Origin of the sequence: Pontibacter ummariensis, from assembly GCF_900188175.1 — a bacterium.
Classification (GTDB): Bacteria; Bacteroidota; Bacteroidia; order Cytophagales; family Hymenobacteraceae; genus Pontibacter; species Pontibacter ummariensis.
In genome coordinates this window covers 75836-95505 of record NZ_FZOQ01000018.1, presented here as the reverse complement: position 1 = coordinate 95505, position 19670 = coordinate 75836, and the positions used below count along the sequence as shown (strand labels likewise).

Sequence of the window (19670 nt, the reverse complement as noted above, 5' to 3'; positions counted from 1 at the left end):
ACCACTCACTATTTTAAAGTGTGATGTGGTAATGTAGTGGTGCTTTTTTTTGATGTCGGATTCACTTTCCAGAGCTTTACAGCTACAAACCTTAACAATCAAAACTTAAATCAATAGGATAAGACGTATGAAGAAAAATTGTCTACTACTAGTGATGTGCCTGCTGATGGTTCATCTTGCTTTTGCACAAAATACCATTCCTGTGCAAGGTAGGGTGGTCGACGCTTCTACAGGGCAGCCGCTGATTGGAGCGGGGGTCGCGGTACAGGGTACCAGCATTGGCACACAGACCGACGTTAATGGGAATTACACCATTAATGCCCCGGCAGACGGGACACTTGTGATCAGCTACATTGCCTATCAGAATGCCCAGGTACCGGTCAATAACCGAAACACCATTAACATCGAGTTGCAGCAGGATACCGAAGCCCTGGAGGAAGTGGTTGTGGTGGGGTATGGTGTGCAGGAGAAGCGGGATGTAACCGGTTCTATCGCCTCTGTTACAAACGAGGAGCTTGTGAAACAGGCCTCTCAGAACCCGGTCAGCTCCCTGCAGGGCAAAGTGGCCGGTGTGACCATCACGAACTCCGGCGCGCCAGGGGCGTCTCCACAGATCAGAATCCGTGGTGCTGGCTCTGCTTTAGGAAGTGCAGACCCACTGTATGTGGTGGACGGTACCTTTGTGGATAACCTGAGCTTCCTGAATCCGGCAGACATCGAGTCGATCGAGATACTGAAAGATGCCTCTAGTGCCGCTATATATGGTGTAAGGGCAGCAAACGGTGTTGTGCTGGTAACCACTAAGCGCGGCAAGGCCGGAGACTCACGTGTCAATTATAACGGGTTTGTAGGTGTGCAGCGTGTAACCAATGCACTGGAAATGACGGATGCCCAGGAATACGCTACCCTGATAAATGAAAAGAATGGGACAGAGCTGATTCCAACGGATTTGCCAACCACGGACTGGTACGATCAGATTCTGCGCACAGCCTTGATTCAAAATCACCAGGTATCAGCTTCCGGTGGTTCGGAAAAGATCACCTATAGTGCTAGTGCCGGTTATCTGAACCAGGAGGGTATTATTGAGGGAAATGAGTACGAGCGTATTACGGCCCGTTTGCAAACAGACTTTGAGCTAAGTGAAAATGTAAAAGTCGGGTATAATGGCATTTTCTACAACTATAACTCCCTGGATATTCCGGGTGATATCTTCTACCAGGCCTTTGTGGCGCCGCCGATTATTCCGGTGTTTAAAGCAAATGGCAACTACGGGGATTCCTTTGACTTCAATGTAGGGAACTTTGCCAACCCACAGGCTTCTATCGACTGGTTTAAGCAGGAGTCGTCTGGCCAGCAGTTTATTGGCAATGCCTTTGGTGAAGTTGAGTTCTTAAACAACTTTACCTTCCGTACCAGCCTGGGCGTGAATTATGGTCTCAATGAATTCACCAATTACAGGTCTCAGGACTCCCTGACGAGTGTGCAGTATGCCTCCCGTAGTCTCTTAACACAGGGAAGAAGTAAAAGAACCAGCTGGTTGTGGGAGAATACCTTGACCTACGACAAGGTGTTTGGAGAACATGAAATTACCGCTTTGCTGGGTACTTCTGCTCAGGAGAACAAGTTTGAGAATTTCGTGGGATCGGTAAACGATGTGGAATTCAACTCAGACGCCAACCTGTACCTGGACCTGGGTGATCCGGAAACCTTCTTGATAGAGGCGGATGGTGACAGGTTTACCTTCCTTTCTTACTTCGGTAGGATTAACTATACTTTTAGAGACAAGTATTTGCTTACTGCCACCCTGCGTTACGATGCTTCTTCTAAGTTCCCGAGTAGCGACAGATGGGAATACTTCCCTTCTGTAGGCCTTGGCTGGCGTGTCATTGAAGAGGAGTTCATGCAGGACCAGACGATACTTGATAACCTGAAGCTTCGGGCAAGCTGGGGCAGACTGGGCAACAACAACATTCCGTCCAGCATCTTCATCCTGCCAGTTAGCACAGACGCCCGTTATGGGTCTATCTTCAACGGTGTTCTCTATCCAGGGCGTAATATAACACAGGTTGTTTCTCCTACACTTTACTGGGAAGTAGTGGAAGAAGTAGACCTTGGGGTTGAAATGGGCTTTCTGAACAACCGATTGACGGCAGAAATAGACTGGTACAACAAGGAAACGAAGGACGCTATCTTTGGCCTTACGCCTCTAGGTTACCTGGGATTAACAGGTGAGATCAGAGGTAATTATGCCACCTTCCGTAACAGGGGCCTCGAGGCTGTTGTAAACTGGACAGATGATATCTCGGATGACATCACTTACAACATCGGGCTTAACTTCGCTGTGAATAAAAACGAAGTAACCGGCATTGCGACAGGCAATAATGTGTTCTTTAACGGTAACCTTCCAGTAGGTGGTTACCAGGTAAGCATTACCCGCATCGGGGATCCAATTGGTGCTTTCTATGGTTATGAAGTAGACGGCATCTTTCAGAATGAGCAGGAAGTGGCAGCTTCGGCACAGCCAAACGCACGACCAGGAGACTTCCGGTACCGTGACCTGAACGATGATAACATCATTGATGAGCGGGACAAAACCATTATTGGTGATCCGAACCCCGGGTTTGTTTTTGGTATCAACACTGGCTTCAGCTACAGAAACTTCGACTTTGTGTTAGATATTCAGGGTGTGTCTGATGTAGACATCTACAATGGAAACAGAAACGTGCGCTATGGCAATGAGAACTTTTCGCAGGATTTCTTCGACAACCGTTGGACTGGTCCGGGGACCTCTAACTTTTATCCTTCTGCAAGTTTAATTGGGAGCAACCTAGACCCGAACGACTTCTTTGTAGAGAGCGGAGATTACATCAGGATCCGAAACCTGCAGGTAGGATACAACCTGCCGCAGTCGCTGGTAAACAACTGGGGCATGCAGAACTTCCGCATATATGTAAACGCCCAGAACCCGATCACCTGGTTCGACTATAACGGCTTCTCACCAGAGGTTGGCGGTGTACCCGTAAGTCAGGGCATAGACAGAAACGTTTATCCGCTGTCGGCCACCTATAACTTTGGTGTAAATGTTACTTTTTAACGAATAGCTAAGGACTTTATGAAAAACATATTTTATAGTATTAAGCGCAACTCGTTTATACTTATTAGCACCCTGGCCATTGGCGGCTTGTATTCCTGCTCAGAGGATTTTCTGGACGTGGAGCCAGAGGGTGTTCCTGTAGGGGAGGACTTTTTTGTGACCGGAGAGCATGCCATGCAGGCTGTAAACTCTATTTACGGTAACCTGCGCGAGTGGAACAACATTGCCTTCGCTCACCTGGCGATCACAACCATCACATCGGATAACGCTGAGAAAGGAAGCGTGCCGGGGGATGCCGGCTTCCTGGATAATTTCGATAACCTGACCGTTACACCTACAGAAGGACAGCTTAATGGCTACTGGAATGGCCAGTACCAGGGCATAAACCTCGCTAACCAGGTGCTTACCAACGTGCCTCAAATCAACATGGATGAGAGCCTGAAAGCACGCCTGCTGGCCGAAGCCAAGTTTTTCCGGGCCTACCACTATTTTAACCTGGTAAGGGCCTTTGGAGGAGTGCCCCTGCGACTTTCCGTGCCTCTGCCGGGAGAGCAGGAGGACCCAGAGCAGTTAAACCTGCCAAGAGCCTCTAAGGAGGATGTGTACGCCCAGATCGTGGAAGACCTGAGAGAGGCAGCGCAGGTGTTGCCCGTGAACTACGATGCCGCCAACGAAGGGCGCGCCACCAAGGGAGCTGCCCTGGGTATGCTGGCCAAGGTGCAGCTTTACCAGAAGAACTGGCAGGAGGTGCTCGACCTGACAGAGCAGATCATGGGGCTGGGGTACTCGCTGACGCCGAACTACTATGATATTTTCCGTATCTCAGGCGAAAACAACAATGAATCCATTTTTGAGATACAGGCAGCCACCATACCAGGTAACTGCGGTGCCTCCAACAGCCAGTGGGCAGAGGTACAGGGCGTTCGTGGCCAATTTGGCTGGGGCTTTGTAGAGCCGACCCAGGACTTGGTGGAAGCCTACGAGGAAGGAGACGAGCGCTTGGACGCAACGATCCTGTTCCGGGGAGAGACTACCCCCGAGGGAGACGTGATATCAGAAAGCGCTCCAAACCCACGCTACAACCAGAAAGCCTATGTGCCTAGCTTCGTGACGAACGAGTGTGGCTATGGCAGAGACCAGAATATCCGCATTTTGCGCTTCGCCGAGGTGCTGCTGATGCATGCTGAGGCAGCCAACGAACTTGGTCGAACAGAGCAGGCACTGGAGACGCTGAACATGGTACGTGTAAGGGCAGGTCTTGAGCCGATCGAGTCGGCTACGCAGGAAGAGCTGCGTAACCTGATCTGGCAGGAGCGCCGCGTAGAGCTGGCGCTGGAGAATGGAGACCGCTTCTTCGATCTGGTGCGCCAGGGGAGGGCCGCCGAGGTGTTGCAAGCGCTGGGTAAGAACTTCGTAGAGGGCAAAAACGAAGTTTTCCCTATCCCGCAGCAGCAGATTAACCTTAGCGGCGGAACGCTGACTCAAAATCCGGGATACTAATTACTGAACCAAAGTATGGGGCTGCCGGCAAGGCAGTTCCATACTTTCTTTTTTTAGAGTTGCCACCCCTGTAAGAAAGAATGACTTGTAAAAACCTTTGGTCCTGTTGTCTCTTGCTGCTGTGTGTGCTGTTATCCTGTAGCAGCGACAAGGCAGAGCGACCGGTGCCAAGCCCTATAGACCCACAAACACCGCCTGCTGTATCCACCGCCGAGGACAAGGCTCTACTGAACAGAGTACAGGAAGAGAGTTTCCGGTATTTCTGGGACTATGCCCATCCCACCAGCGGCATGGCCCGTGAGCGAACCGGATCAGGGGAGGTGGTAACCTCAGGTGGGACCGGCTTCGGAGTGCAGGCCATCCTTGTGGGAGTAAGCAGGGGGTGGATTACCAGAGCACAGGCTGTAGAACGACTAAACAAACTTACTGACTTTTTAGCCAGGGCCGACCGCTTTCACGGGGCCTGGAGCCACTGGCTTAACGGCAGCACGGGTGCTGCGATTCCTTTTAGCCAAAAGGACAACGGGGGAGACCTGGTGGAGACCTCCTATCTGATCAATGGCTTGCTAACGGCGCGTGCCTATTTTAACGGGGCAGGGGCCGAAGCAGAGCTGCGGGATAAAATCACGCAGTTGTGGGAAAGCGTGGAATGGGACTGGTATGCCTCACGCGGAGACGGGCAACTGTACTGGCATTGGAGCCCGACCTACAACTGGGAGATGAACTTGCCCATACGGGGGTGGAATGAAGCTTTCATAACGTATGTATTGGCGGCCTCTTCCCCCACACACCCTATAAAACCGGAAGTGTACCAGAACACCTGGGTGAGCCCCAACTTCGGGGCAGTACAGAACTACGCGGGATACCCCCTGAAGATGGGGCCGGCCTACGGAGGACCTCTGTTCTTTGCGCATTACTCTTTCCTGAGCCTCGATCCAAGGCAACTGGAAGACAGTTATACCAATTACTGGCAGCAGAACCAGAACCATACCATGATAAACAGAGCCTATAGCCTGCTGATGGCCCCGAAAAGCTATGGCTACTCCGGGAGCTACTGGGGCCTGACGGCCTCAGATGATCCGGATGGGTATGCTGCCCACTCACCCACGAACGACAATGGTACGGTAGCCCCCACGGCAGCCTTGGGTTCTTTCCCTTATACGCCCTATTACAGCATGCTGGTGCTACGCAACTTTTATAAAGGCATGGGCGGGCAACTGATAGGGGAGTATGGCTTAAAGGACGCGCATAATAAAGTGCGCAACTGGACGGCAACAGACCACCTGGCTATAGACCAGGGCCCAATTGTGGCCATGATCGAGAACTACCGCTCTGGCCTGCTCTGGGGCTTGTTTACGGAGCAGCCGGAAATACAGGCTGGCCTGTCTAGGTTAGGCTTCCGCCAGCCCATCTATGAAACGGGTTTTCCGCTCGTAGCACCCAATGTGCAGACAGGGCAGGTGGACCTTCTTAGGCACCCGGACCTGGAGAACTATCTGATAGAGGTGGCGACGAAGGAAGCAGAAGCCTACACGCTCACCTTGTGGAGAGAGGATGGAACCAAAGTAAAAACGATTTGGGATGCTGAAAGTAGAGGGGCAGGGCTGGAGCCCGTGGCCTTGGGAAAGGAGCTGGTGCCTGGAAGGTATAAACTAACACTCAGTTCCCCGTCTGTCCATAAAGAGGTCTCCCTTTCTTTACACTAACGCGGGCCTGGCTCTGGAGCTTCCTCAGCATAAGGTCGGATATGCCACAAACCAAGGGCCAGGGAATTTGAGAGGCCTTTGTTTTAACTGATTTATGAGAACCGAATAATAACCGCACAGAAATGAAAAAGAAACTTTTAGCCATACCACTACTGGCAGCGCAGTTGTTTTACAGTTGCCAGGGAACAACCGAGGCAACGACTACTGCTACAGCGGAAGCTGTAGGGGAAGAGTCGCTTACAAATGAAGAACTGCTGACACGGGTACAAGAGCAGACCTTCCAGTATTTCTGGGCCGGTGCCGAGCCTAACTCCGGGCTTGCCCGTGAGCGCATTCACATGGATAACGTGTACCCCGAAAATGATCAGAATGTCGTGACCACCGGGGCTACTGGTTTTGGGCTGATGGCTATCCTGGTGGGCATAGAGCGGGGCTTTATTACCCGTGAAGAAGGTGTGCAGCACCTACAGAAGATGGTGAACTACCTGGAAAAGGCAGACCGCTTTCATGGGGCCTGGCCGCATTGGATACAAGGAGAGACCGGTAAGGTGAAGCCCTTTGGCCAGAAGGATAACGGGGGCGATTTGGTGGAAACGTCCTTTCTGGTACAGGGGCTGCTGACAGTGCGCCAGTACCTGCAGGACGGGAGCGAAGAGGAAAAAGCCCTTGCCGCACAAATAGACAAGCTCTGGAAAGAAGTGGAGTGGGATTGGTACCGTAAGGGTGGCCAGAATGTGTTATACTGGCACTGGAGCCCGGACTATGGCTGGGAAATGAACTTTCCGGTGACTGGTTACAACGAAGCCCTGATTATGTATGTGCTGGCTGCCGCTTCGCCTACACATGGGGTGCCTGCCGAAGTGTACCATGAGGGCTGGGCACAGAACGGAGCCATCACCTCCGATGCTACATCCTACGGCCGGGAGGTGGTCCTGAACCACAACGGCCACAAGGGCAGCGTTGGCCCCATGTTCTGGGCTCACTACTCTTACTTGGGGCTGGACCCGCGGGGGCTGAAGGATAAGTATGCCGATTACTGGAAGCTTAACCAGAACCACACCATGATCCAGCACGATTATGCGGTCGATAACCCGAAAGATTACGAGGGTTATGGCGAGGATACCTGGGGCCTTACCTCCAGCTACTCACCTAAGGGCTACGCGGGTCACAGCCCCGAGCACGACTTGGGGGTGATCTCTCCGACGGCGGCCCTGTCCTCCTACCCATACGCAAAGGAGGAGTCGTTGAAAGTGATGCGCCACTTATATGAGGATATGGGAGACAAGCTATGGGGGAAGTACGGCTTTTACGATGCTTTCTCTGAGGAAAAGGACTGGTATACGCCCCGTTACCTGGGGATAGACCAGGGGCCCATCCCGGTGATGATCGAGAATGGCCGCACAGGCCTGCTCTGGGACCTGTTTATGAGCGCTCCGGAGGTGCAGGCAGGCCTGAAAAAGTTAGGCTTTGAAAGCCCGCATTTACAATAGTTGTTTCAGTTTATTTAACGGAGAAACCCGCATGCAAACCTACGTAGGCGTTAATAAAGTACTTCAGGCTGTGGTCGCGGTCTTTTGTATTACAACTGCACAGGCACAGGATACGCAGTCCGAAACTTACTGTAATCCGCTCAACATCGACTACACCTATGCGGTGTACGATGCCCATAAAGACATTTCCTACCGTTCCGGGGCAGATCCTGCCGTGGTGGAGTTCCGGAACGAGTACTACATGTTCGTAACCCGCTCCATGGGGTACTGGCACTCGAAGGACCTGCAGCACTGGAACTTCATCTCTCCGGAGAAGTGGTATTTTCAGGGCTCAAATGCCCCGGCTGCCTTTAACTACAAAGACTCTGTGCTTTATGTAGCCGGTGATCCCTCGGGCTCTATGAGCATCCTGTACACGGATGATCCGAAAAAGGGAAACTGGAAAGCCACCCCCGCCATCCTGAACGACCTACAGGATCCGGCGCTGTTTATTGATGACGACGGGCAGGCCTATATGTACTGGGGCTCCTCCAACACCTATCCGCTCCGGGTGAAGAAACTGGACAAGGAGCACCGTTTTAAGCCGTCCGAAGAGACAGTGGAACTGTTCACCCTGCACGGAGACAAGCACGGTTGGGAGCGCTTCGGCGAGAATCATTCCGATACAGTGCTGGCCGGCTATATGGAGGGAGCCTGGATGACGAAGCGCCGTGGCAAGTACTACCTGCAGTATGCTGCCCCCGGTACGGAGTTTAACGTGTACGGCGATGGGGTGTACATCAGCGACAGCCCCTTGGGGCCGTTTACTTACGCGCCTAACAATCCCGTGTCGTACAAGCCGGGTGGCTTTATGAACGGGGCAGGGCACGGTAGCACAGTAGAGGGCCCTGCCGGGCAGTACTGGCACTTCGGCTCGGCCACCGTATCAGTGAACATGAACTGGGAGCGCCGCATCAGCATGTTTCCGACCTATTTCGACAAGGACGGCCTTATGTATATGAATACCTATTTCGGCGATTATCCGCATTATGCGCCTGCCGTTCCAGGCAAAATGGGTGAGTTTACCGGCTGGATGCTCTTGTCTTACCAAAAGCCCGTAAAGGCCTCCTCTTCGCTGCAGGGCTTTAAGCCGGAGAACATGGTGGACGAAAACGTGAAGTCTTTTTGGGTGGCAGCGAAAAACAACGACCAGCAATGGGTACAGGTCGACCTGCAAAGCCCCGGGAAAGTATACGCCATCCAGGTAAACTACCACGACTACAAGTCCGATCTCTACGGCAAAGTGCCGGGGTTACACCACCGCTACCTAATTGAGGGCTCCAGGGATGGGGAAACCTGGCAGACGCTGGTAGACAGAGAGGACAACTACAAGGATGTGCCTAACGATTACGTGGAGCTGGCAACCCCGCAAACTGTCCGCTATATCCGCTTTCAGAGCCTCCATGCCCCTACGCCTAACCTGGCCATCTCAGGTTTGCGGGTGTTTGGCCACGGGCTGGGCAAAGCGCCCTCGCGGGTAAAGGGCGTACAGGTGAAGCGCTTAGCTGACCGTCGCGATGCCCTTATTACCTGGGATAAGCAGCCGCGCGCGCAAGGGTATAACGTCCTGTGGGGCATCGCGCCCGACAAGCTGTATAACTCCTGGATGGTGTACGGGGACCATTCCCTCAACCTCAAAAGCCTGTCTGTCGACCAGGCCTACTACTTCGCGGTGGAGGCCTTTAACGAGAGCGGGGTATCGGACAGAACAAAGACTATAAAAGCAGAATAAGCTCTGGTTATGGAGTGTTTCTTGATGCATCAGAAAAGTCATAATATGCGAAAATTAGCTCTATTATTCACCGGCCTGCTCTGGCACTGTAGCCTCCTTGCCCAGGAACTGCCTTTCTGGAACGAGATTAAAGCCTTTAAGGAGCAGGATAGCCTGCAGATGCCGCCGAAGGATGGGATCCTGTTTGTCGGCAGCTCCTCCATCCGAATGTGGGATAACCTGCAGGAGGCGTTTCCTCATCAGACCGTTCTCAATCGCGGCTTTGGAGGCTCGAACCTGCTGGACCTGAAGCATTACCTGAGTGATATTGTGTTCCCTTACCGACCAAAGCAGATTATCATTTACTCGGGAGAGAACGATATTGCCTCAGGCACTGTGCAGGCCCAGGAGGTGCTGGCACGCTTTGAGGATGTTTTTCAGGCGATCAGGCAGGAGATGCCGCAAGTGCCCATCACGTTTGTGTCCATTAAGCCCAGTCCTTCGCGCTGGGAGTTCAAACCTACTATAGAGGAGGCAAACCGGCTGATCCGGGCCTATCTCCGGAAGCAGCCTAAAACGAGTTACGCAGACGTGTACCCGCTGATGTTAAACCAAAACAAGCGGCCGAAGCCGGAGATATTTTCACAGGACAGCCTGCACATGAACCGGAAGGGCTACCAGATCTGGCAAAAAACTATTGCTCCCCATTTATCCAAATAAAGTAAAAAACGAATGAAACGAGTTTTATATACAACCTTAGTGCTGTCTCTGTGCATGGCCTGCGCAGATAACATGACACCACAGAAAACTACTACAACAGCCAGCACAACAGCAACTGGTCAGCGTGCAGCCCACGCTTCAAGTCCCGCTGCAGATCCGGAGATGGACAAGTTTATCGACGAGTTGATGGCCAGAATGACGCTGGAAGAGAAAATCGGGCAGCTAAACCTGGTGGCGGTTGGTTTTGATGTCACAGGGCCGGTGGTAAGCCAAAATGTGGATGAGAACATCCGCAAAGGAAACGTGGGGGGCGTTTTTAACACTTTTACCCCGGTAGCTGCCCGAAAACTACAGGAAATGGCGGTGAACAACACCCGCCTTAAAATCCCGCTTTTGTTTGGGTACGATGTAATCCACGGGCACCGCACCATCTTCCCGATTCCGTTAGGGCTATCCACGAGCTGGGACATGGAGGCTATTGAGCGCAGTGCCCGCATCGCTGCCGACGAGGCCTCGGCCGATGGCCTGAACTGGGTGTTCTCGCCCATGGTAGACATTGCGCGTGATGCCCGCTGGGGACGTATTGCCGAAGGCGCCGGGGAAGATCCTTACCTGGGTTCCCAGGTAGCCAGGGCGATGGTGCGGGGCTATCAGGGCGATGACCTGTCGGAGGAAAACACGGTCATGGCAACGGTCAAACACTTTGCCTTGTACGGGGCCGCCGAAGCGGGACGTGACTACAATACGGTGGACATGAGCCTGAACCGCATGTTCAACGAGTACCTGCCCCCTTACAAAGCGGCCATCGAGGCCGGCGCAGGTAGCGTGATGACCTCCTTTAACGAGGTGAATGGAGTGCCGGCCTCGGCGAATAAATGGCTGCTGACCGAGTTGCTGCGCGACAAGTGGGGATTTGATGGCTTTGTGGTGACAGACTACACGGCAATTAACGAATTGGTAGCGCATGGTATAGGTGATGAGGCACACGTAGGTGCTCTGGCCCTGAAAGCAGGTGCAGACATGGACATGGTGGGAGAGGTGTTTCTGAAAAACCTGAAGCAGGCGGTGCAAAGCGGTGCCGTAAGCGAGGAGGACATCAACAAAGCCACCCGTCGCATTCTGGAGGCAAAGTACAAGCTAGGCCTGTTCGAAGACCCTTATCTGTACACAGACGAAGAGCGGGCAAAGAACACGATCATGAAGCCTGCGTACCGAGAGGCGGCCCGGGAGATTGCACGCAAAAGCATGGTACTGCTGAAGAACGAGAAGCAGGTGCTGCCACTGCAGAAGTCTGGAACCATCGCGTTGATCGGGCCATTGGCTAAGAACCAGCGCGATATGATCGGTAACTGGAGTGGTGCCGGCGACTGGAAGCAGGCCGTGTCGCTGGAGCAGGGAATCCGCAATGTAGCTGGCCCGGGCGTGAAGATCAAGTATGCCAAGGGAGCCAACATTGCGGATGATGAGCAAATGATCCAGCGCCTGAACGCGCACGGCGGAGACTTGGAGATAGACAAGCGCTCTTCCGAAGAAATGATCGCCGAGGCGGTGAAAACAGCAAGCGCCTCGGATGTGATTGTGGCCGTGGTGGGAGAGTCGCAGGGGATGACGGGAGAGGCGGCCAGCCGCGCCGACATTACGTTGCCGGGACAGCAGCGCGAGCTACTGAAGGCCCTGAAGAAAACAGGCAAGCCCATGGTCGTGGTGCTGATGAACGGACGTCCGCTGGCCCTGACTTGGGAAGACGAGAACGCAGATGCGATTCTGGAAACATGGTTTGCTGGGACAGAGGCAGGTAATGCGATTGCGGATGTGCTGTTCGGTAATTACAACCCCTCCGGAAAGCTGACGGCGTCTTTCCCACAGGTAGTGGGGCAGGTGCCTCTTTACTATGCACATAAAAACACAGGCCGCCCGTTCGGTGGTGAACTGCTCGACAAGTATAAATCCCGTTATATGGACGTAACCAACGAGCCCCTGTACCCCTTCGGATATGGCTTAAGCTATACTACTTTCGATTACTCCCAGCCGCAGCTGAGCAAAAACAGTATCAGCGCGAATGAATCGCTGGAGGTAAAAGTGGACGTGAAGAACACCGGAAACTACGATGGCGAAGAGGTTGTACAGCTGTACGTGCAGGATGTGGTAGGCTCCATTACCAGACCTGTAAAGGAGCTGAAAGGCTTTCAGAAGATCAACCTGAAGAAGGGGGAGACTCAAACGGTTACGTTTACGATTACCCCGGAAGACCTGATGTTCTACAACAATGAGCTGGAGCGCGTACTGGAGCCAGGCGAGTTTAAGGTGTATGTGGGCACTAACTCCCGGGATGTGCAGGAGGCCAGCTTCACCGTCAGGGAGAACCAGTAAAAGCTACCGAAAAGGATTGAATAAAAGGGTGGGTTTGGACAGAAGCCTTGTTAACGAGCGACTTGGTCATAAGGTGCCTGGCGCCTCATCTGGGCTTGATACTAGAGTGGTCTATAAATAGTTGACGAATCAAGGTGCTTCAGTCTTAAGGAGAAGGCCGGGGGGCTTGTAGTGATAGCTGTTGTAGTGCCGGTTGCAGGTAGGCAGACGATAGCGAAGCGGTAAAGAAGCCCCGGCCCTGATTCTCCTGCTATTCATTTTATCGCTTGATGCTATGAGCAACTACACGTTCCCATAAAAAAGATTTTGCCCGAACACACTGAAATAAATATTACCCTTACCTCATGTACCCAAGACACACTAAAAGGAATTCCGATTTCAGACTGAGTACCTGCAGTGCTGTGGTGTTGGCGCTGCTGGCCTTTGTTGGCTGTAATCGCAAAAACACAACAGAACAGCAGGCCTTAGCAACAGAAGACTTTGAACGAGTGGTGGTAGATAAAGATCCTCCTGCCACACCGCTCTCTCCGGAGGAAAGCATGCGCAAGATTGTTTTGCCGCCTGGTTATAAAGTAGAGCTGGTAGCCAGCGAGCCCATGGTACAGGAGCCAGTGGCCCTCGCCTGGGACGGAAACGGCAGGATGTACGTTGCTGAGATGAATACCTACATGAAGGATGCGGAGGGCACCGGGCAGTTTGAGCGAACCAGCAGGATTAAACTACTGGAGGATACCGACTGGGACGGGAAGATGGACAAAGCCACAGTGTTTGTCGACAGCCTGCTTTTGCCTCGCTTAGTTCTCCCGGTGGGAGACCAGGTGTTGGTGCAGGAAACGAACGTGCAGCATATCTGGAGCTATCGTGATACGAACGGAGACGGTAAGGCCGATGAGAAGAAGATCGTTTTTCGGAACGATGTGCTAGATGTGCGGAACCTGGAGCACCAGAATGGCGGCCTGATTTGGAACCTCGACAACTGGATCTATCCATCACGGGATAACCTGAGATACAAATACAAGGATGGGAAGTTGGAGGCTGACACGCTGGTGGACAATATGATTGGCCAGTGGGGGCTTACCACTGATAACTATGGCCAGCTGTTTTACTCTGAAGCAGGTCCTGGGCTACCGGCAGTGCAGATACAGCAGATGCCGGCGTATGGCGCGCTTAACTTCAAAGACCAGTATACCCCTGAGTTTGCGGTGCCCTGGCCCATCATTGGGACAGTAGATGCCCAGGGAGGGAAAGACGTGTTGCGCCCGGACAACACTCTGAAGCATTTTACTTCTGGTGGTGGGCAGTCCATTTTCCGGGGGGATCGCATGCCCGCCGACATGCTGGGCGATTATTTTATACCGGAACCCGTAGGGCGTATCATCAAACGCGGCGAAGTGTACAAGGAGGAGGGGAAAACGTACATCAAGGACGTGTATGAAGGCAAAGACTGGCTGGCCTCTGCCGATATGAACTTTCGTCCCATTAACACCTATACCGGTCCGGATGGCACCTTTTACATAGTAGACATGTACCATGGCATCATCCAGGAAAGTGAATGGTCAGGGCCGGGTACCTATCTCTACGATATCATTCAGGATAAGGAGCTGTACAAGAACAGGGGCATGGGGCGCATTTACAGGGTGGTGCACAAAGACTTTAAGCGAGATCCGCGGCGGCCAAACATGCTTAATGAGCCTGCCAGCAAATTGGTCTCTTACCTGAACCACCCGAACGGCTGGTGGCGCGATAACGCACAGCAGCTGTTGATCGTGCGCAATGATAAGTCTGTTATCCCTGCCTTACAGAAAATTGCCTTAGGGCAGCAGACGTCTTTTGAAAAGAAGCCAGGACCTCTGGCTCGCATCCATGCCCTCTGGACGCTGGAAGGAATGGAGGCCCTCGACAAGCCTACTCTGTTTAAGGCCCTTGCTGACGATGACGCCCAGGTAAGAAAAACGGCGGTGTGGGTGGCCGAAAAATTTGTGAACCAGAACGACCAGGAGGTGATTGCTAAACTGGCGTCCATGCAAGATGACCCGGGCGCTGATGTGCGGGTCCAGCTTGCCCTGTCATTGCGGGGCAATAAGACGGAGGAGGCACAAACTGCTGTACAAGAGCTCTTAGCGGGCAACCCGAATAATGAGCTGATGCAGTACTCCCAAGAAACCTTTGCCGAGACACAAAGAATATTGGCAGCGGAAAGAGAGCGAACACGAAATCTGAGCCCTGCAGACAGAGAATTGGTGGCCAACGGGGCAACGATATACAAACAGCTTTGCTCTAACTGCCATGGGGTAAATGGAAAAGGGCGCCTGATTGGGGACGATGAAATGCCAGCGCCTCCGTTGGCAGGTTCCCCACGCGTGAGGGGGGACAAGATACTGCTCACACAACTGATGCTGAATGGGCTGCAAGGACCGGTAGATGGCAAAACTTATCCGAACACCATGCCAGCCATGGGCCACCAGGACGATAAATGGCTGGCTTCAGTTATGAGCTACATCCGGAACAGTAGCGAACTCGGAAACAAGGCCTCCGTGATCACACCGGAGGAAGTAAAGGAAATACGGGCCAACACGCCTAAGATTCCGGAAGGCATGACCCTGCAAATGCTGGAGATCTTTAAGCTCGGCCGAGCCGAAAGAACGAACTGGGCAGAGGGGGAAGCTGCCAGTCAGGAATAGCTGTAATTAGACAGAAGACCATGAAGAAGTATCCAAAGCGAATGTGGGCACTCTTGGTTTCCGCCCTTTGGCTGCAAAGCTGTGTCGTTACAGCCCCGAAGCCAACCTTTACCAACCCCTTGGGAATGGAGTTTGTCCGGATTGAGCCCGGCAGTATGCTTGTAGGCAAGTACCAGCCAACCGTTGGCGAGCCCGGCAAAGGCGACCCGGGCCGGAAAACACTGCCGGACTCCATTTACAGGGTAGCCGAAAAAATGGCCGCTCAGGCAGCTATGCCGGGCTTCAAGGTCACCCTGGATCAGCCGTTCTACATTGGCAAGTATGAGGTGACACAGGAGCAGTGGGAGAAGGTAATGGGGCATAACCCATCGTTTTTTCAGGGAGACAAAGTAAGCGACGATGCGACAAAGCACCCGGTTGAAAATATCTCCTGGCAGGATGCTCAGGTTTTTGTTCGGAGGCTAAGTGCATTGGACAAAAAGCATGAGTACCGCCTCCCAACTGAGTTTGAGTGGGAGTATGCTGCCCGGGCAGGGGCGGATGATGATATACCTTGGGCGGAAATCAATAAAATAGCAGTGCTTGGAGGTACCACTACCAGTGCCATCGGGCAAAAGCAACCTAATGCCTGGGGACTTTACGACATGCTGGGCAACGTGTGGGAATGGGTAGAGGACTACTACAACAAAAAGCTGTTTGCAGACCCGGTGCCGCCCCAGTTCGGTGAAGAACACGTGCTCAAAGGTGCTTCCTTTACCGGAGATGTGAAAAACGCGACTTATAAGACGCACGCCGCTGGTCCGGGCAATGGCTTTGACGTAGGACTTCGGGTTGTGATGGAGGCTAAGCAGTAAAGAAAAGGTTGAATGATGAACAGACATATAAAAAGCTTTACCGTTCTCTTCTCCGCCCTTCTGTTAGGTGCTGTCGCCCATGCCCAAATCCCGGCAGGCTTTCGGCCAATTTTTAATGGGAAGAACCTCGAGGGCTGGCACATTAGCCGCACCACCCATCAGGGAACCACCCCAGATGTGCGGGTGGAAAATGGAGCCATCGTGCTGCGCCAGCACCCTTACGGCCAGGGAGGAGTTTTGTTGTCGGATGAGAAGTACAAAAACTTTGACCTCTACCTGGAGGCGAAAATAGACTCCTTTACAAACGGGGGGATTTTTCTCCGCTCCTCTGAGAGCGGCATCGCCTACCAGATTGAATTGGATGAAACAGCGGGCAGTACCGGAAGCCTTTATGGGGAGCGCATGCCGGTAAGCCAAGGCGCCGAAGCAACAGACTTGGCAAAGGTTTGGAAACCCAATGGCTGGAACTCCTTCCGGATCCGGATGGTGGGGGACAAACCACGCATTACGCTTTGGGTCAATGGCGTGAAGATGTGGGACGTTGTGCAGCCAAAGAATGATTTCACCGCTGGCGCCACCAATGGCATGATCGGGCTACAGTCACATTGGACGGCGCTCTTTTCTCCCGCTGCCTTCGACTGGAATGGGTTGGAATCATGGGCGCCGGGGGCCGCTCACCGCTTCCGGAACATAGCTATCAAAGAGTTAGACGAGGAGCTAAAAGAATAAACCCAAGTGGGCATGCTTAGATCCTGCTAATGAGAATTAACGAACGTATTTGTTTTTCATCACCAGCTAAAGGGTAGAAGTTTCTTCTACCCTTTTTTATAGCCAGTTAGCAGTGCGGTGAGACCTATTATCAAATAGGGTATTATAGCGCCATTTCTTTCTTCGACACCTGCAAGTGCGAGAGGATCACATTAAACACATCTACCGCCTGCACTTCCTGCGGTAGCTTTTGCTGATTCTTTGTCAGCAGCACGGGCCACTCATTCTTGTCTTCAGGAATACGACCGTGTGAGCCTTTTATGAGGGTAGCGTCCAGTGGGATAATGTCCATCACCATCCGGAAGCCCAGCTTTTTCTTTAGCACTTTGGCAGCTACCTTCGGGATCAGGAACTTGATCTTCGGATCGGCGAACATCTCCACCGGGTCATAGCCGGGTTTCTTGTGGATGTCGACCATGCGGGCATAGTCCGGGGCCTTTTTATCGTCGAGCCAGAAGTAATAAGTGAACCACGAACGTTCATCCGCCACGACCACCAGTTCACCACAGCGTTCATGGGCCAGCCTGTACTTGTTGCGTTCCTCGCCAGCCAATACTTCCTGCACGCCCGGCACCTGCTGTAACAGTTGCTGGACTTCCGCAATATGGGCAGGATTCTCGATGTACACGTGCGCGATCTGATGGTCTGCTACGGCAAAGGCTTTGCTCATGGCCATGTCCAGCAGTTCGGTGCCGCGCTCGTGACGCACCGCTATGTACCCGTTTTCGCGTAGCACCCGGTTGATGTGTACCGGATTGTTGACATCCGATATGCCGTACTCTGACAGGACTACGACTTGTGCCCCTTTTGCTTCGTAGTACTGGATCAGGTCCGCACAAACGGCATCTATTTCCTGCAGGTCCCTGGCTATGCGTGGGTCGCCTGGCCCCAAACGCTGCAGGTTGTAGTCCAGGTGAGGCAGGTAGATCAGTGTCAGGGTCGGGTCATAGAGGTCGTCCGTTATCTTGGAGGCATCGGCGATCCACTTACTCGACTTAATAGAGGTTTTCGGGCCCCAGTAGTTAAAGAGGGGGAAAGTACCCAGTTCTTCCTGTAGCTGGTCGCGCAGTTCGGCTGGTTGCGTGTAGCAATCCGGTAGCTTGCGCCCATCGGCCAGGTACTGTGGCCTTGGGGTAAGGGTATAATCAGCGGTAGTGTTCATATTATACCACCAGCCCATGTTGGCTACGGTAAAGTTAGGCTCCTGTGCTTTGGCTACTTCCCAGATCTTTGGGGCCTGCACCAGCTTGTTTGACTGGCGCCACAGCTTTATTTCGTCTTCCTCCCGAAAGTACCAGCCATTGGCAACAATGCCGTGCTCCTCTGGCCATTTGCCGGTCAGGTAAGTCGACTGGGCCGTACAGGTAACTGCAGGAAGCACCGGGCGAATAACTGTATTCTGTGCCGCTGCTGCCCACTTGGCCAGAAAAGGGGTGTTTTTACCGATGAGTGAATTCGTGAGTCCTACTACGCTCAGAACTACCGTTTTCTGCATGTTGTGTTTTGTTTATCGTGGAGATTACCCACTCCAGCTCCCGCTGGATGGATTCTGACAGTTCTTTCTTCATGTCTTCCGGCAGTACCTCCCAGGTATAGGTCTCGACCTCCAGGTGCTGTGTCGTCAGGTTGCCCTTCCGCAACAGCGCAAGCACCTCTACTATATCTTTCTGTGTGGATTGCAGCCCGTTGTATTGCTCGGTAAAGAGGGGCACATGAAAGTGCGTGCGCCACTCGATGGCACTGGGCTTGCGGATATGCTGGAGGGCAAAGGTCAGGTCTGCGTACTGGGTCAGATCACCTTCCGCATTCAGCTCTACTACCTGGTGGAGGTAAGTAGATTCGGCGAAAGCGCTAAGGGTTTCGGCAATCTCGCCTCTTGTCTCCACATCTTTTGGCAGGGCTGTTTTCAGGGCAGCGCTCAGTTGCACCTTTCCGATCCGGATGCCTGCTTCCTTCAGCCGTGAGACAGCCTTGGCATGGCTTTCATAGGTCAAGGCGATGTGGCAGACGTCATAGCATAGCTGCAGGTGTTCGAGAATCGCCTCCCGGGCTTCCTGTGCTGTCAGGCCCCGCTCTTCTTGTAGTTGCGCTACCCCTGTTGGTAAAAGCCTGTCCTCGTAATACCGGATGACTTCAGAGATATTTTCCAACAGGCCGTCCGGCTCTGGCTCGATGTCTACGTGAATGGTTTTGCCTGTCTCTTCTTTTAGCTGTACCAGTTCCTGTACCAAAGTGACTAAGTTGCTTGTGGCATTGTTAAAAACGCCTTTTTCTTTGGTATCGTCCTCTTCCAGGAGCCAGGGCTTGTAAGAAAGAGGAGAGGTGGAGATGCCGCCTTCCATGCCTTCCGGCAGAAGCGCGGCCAGTATCTTTGCCAGTCTCACCGTATAGGCGAGGCGCTCCGGCGTGGTCCAGTCCGGCTTGTGGACATCATCCTTTACCGATTGGCGATGGAAGCCCCCGTAAGGAAAACCGTTCATGGTAAACACATACAAGCCTTGTTCCGCCAGCCATTGCTTAAAGCTCCCCAGGTTATCACCGTCCAGCAACTCGAGACTGGCCCTGTTCGACAGCCGCAGTCCGATGCCAAACGACTTATCGGGCGATAGCTTTTGTTTAAGGGGTGGGAGGTAAGCTTCCAGCTGCTGGAAGGCTTCAGGCCAGGTTTCGCCGGGGTGGATATTTGTACAATAGGTAAGGTGGTGTCCTGAGTCCAGATACATGTTTCGCTCAATTT

Annotated in this window: 12 protein-coding genes; 10 read left to right on the top strand and 2 right to left on the bottom strand. The window is 52.9% G+C overall.

The window, feature by feature from the left end:
• Positions 1 to 127: 127 nt before the first annotated feature.
• From CHB92_RS17895 to CHB92_RS17850, 10 genes are all read left to right on the top strand, one after another.
• Entirely contained in the window at positions 128 to 3094 is a 2967-nt protein-coding gene (locus tag CHB92_RS17895) for a SusC/RagA family TonB-linked outer membrane protein (protein WP_089320601.1), read from the top strand.
• A gap of 18 nt (positions 3095 to 3112) precedes the next feature.
• Positions 3113 to 4594, top strand: coding sequence for a RagB/SusD family nutrient uptake outer membrane protein (locus tag CHB92_RS17890; protein ID WP_089320600.1), 1482 nt, complete (start codon positions 3113 to 3115; stop codon positions 4592 to 4594).
• A 125-nt stretch (positions 4595 to 4719) separates the two neighbouring features.
• Complete coding sequence (locus CHB92_RS17885; protein ID WP_245842695.1) at positions 4720 to 6300, top strand: glucoamylase family protein; 1581 nt, start codon at positions 4720 to 4722, stop codon at positions 6298 to 6300.
• Positions 6301 to 6422: 122 nt separating this feature from the next.
• Positions 6423 to 7790, top strand: a complete 1368-nt coding sequence (locus CHB92_RS17880) for a glucoamylase family protein (RefSeq protein WP_089320598.1) — start codon at positions 6423 to 6425, stop codon at positions 7788 to 7790.
• 31 nt (positions 7791 to 7821) lie between these two features.
• On the top strand, positions 7822 to 9561 hold the full coding sequence (locus CHB92_RS17875; protein ID WP_089320597.1) for a family 43 glycosylhydrolase: 1740 nt from the start codon (positions 7822 to 7824) through the stop codon (positions 9559 to 9561).
• 45 nt (positions 9562 to 9606) lie between these two features.
• Complete coding sequence (locus CHB92_RS17870) at positions 9607 to 10260, top strand: SGNH/GDSL hydrolase family protein (RefSeq protein ID WP_089320596.1); 654 nt, start codon at positions 9607 to 9609, stop codon at positions 10258 to 10260.
• A gap of 12 nt (positions 10261 to 10272) precedes the next feature.
• A complete protein-coding gene (bglX, locus tag CHB92_RS17865) occupies positions 10273 to 12630 on the top strand; it encodes a beta-glucosidase BglX (RefSeq protein ID WP_245842693.1) in 2358 nt (785 codons plus the stop codon).
• Between the two features lie 344 nt (positions 12631 to 12974).
• Positions 12975 to 15311 carry a DUF7133 domain-containing protein gene (locus tag CHB92_RS17860; protein ID WP_089320595.1) on the top strand — a complete coding sequence of 779 codons (2337 nt, stop codon included), beginning with the start codon at positions 12975 to 12977 and terminating at the stop codon, positions 15309 to 15311.
• A 20-nt stretch (positions 15312 to 15331) separates the two neighbouring features.
• On the top strand, positions 15332 to 16165 hold the full coding sequence (locus CHB92_RS17855; protein WP_245842691.1) for a formylglycine-generating enzyme family protein: 834 nt from the start codon (positions 15332 to 15334) through the stop codon (positions 16163 to 16165).
• A gap of 12 nt (positions 16166 to 16177) precedes the next feature.
• A complete protein-coding gene (locus tag CHB92_RS17850; protein WP_245842690.1) occupies positions 16178 to 16894 on the top strand; it encodes a 3-keto-disaccharide hydrolase in 717 nt (238 codons plus the stop codon).
• Between the two features lie 142 nt (positions 16895 to 17036).
• Here the strand turns inward: CHB92_RS17850 and CHB92_RS17845 are convergent, their stop codons facing one another.
• Together CHB92_RS17845 and eboE are read right to left on the bottom strand one after the other, a co-directional pair.
• The gene (locus CHB92_RS17845; RefSeq protein WP_089320593.1) at positions 17037 to 18428 is read right to left on the bottom strand and encodes an alkaline phosphatase family protein; all 1392 of its coding nucleotides are present in this window, start codon (positions 18426 to 18428) and stop codon (positions 17037 to 17039) included.
• Positions 18373 to 19656: a metabolite traffic protein EboE gene (gene eboE, locus CHB92_RS17840; protein ID WP_089320626.1), complete on the bottom strand. Its 1284-nt coding sequence runs from the start codon at positions 19654 to 19656 to the stop codon at positions 18373 to 18375. Before eboE ends, CHB92_RS17845 begins: the two co-directional genes overlap by 56 nt.
• Positions 19657 to 19670 lie beyond the last annotated feature (14 nt).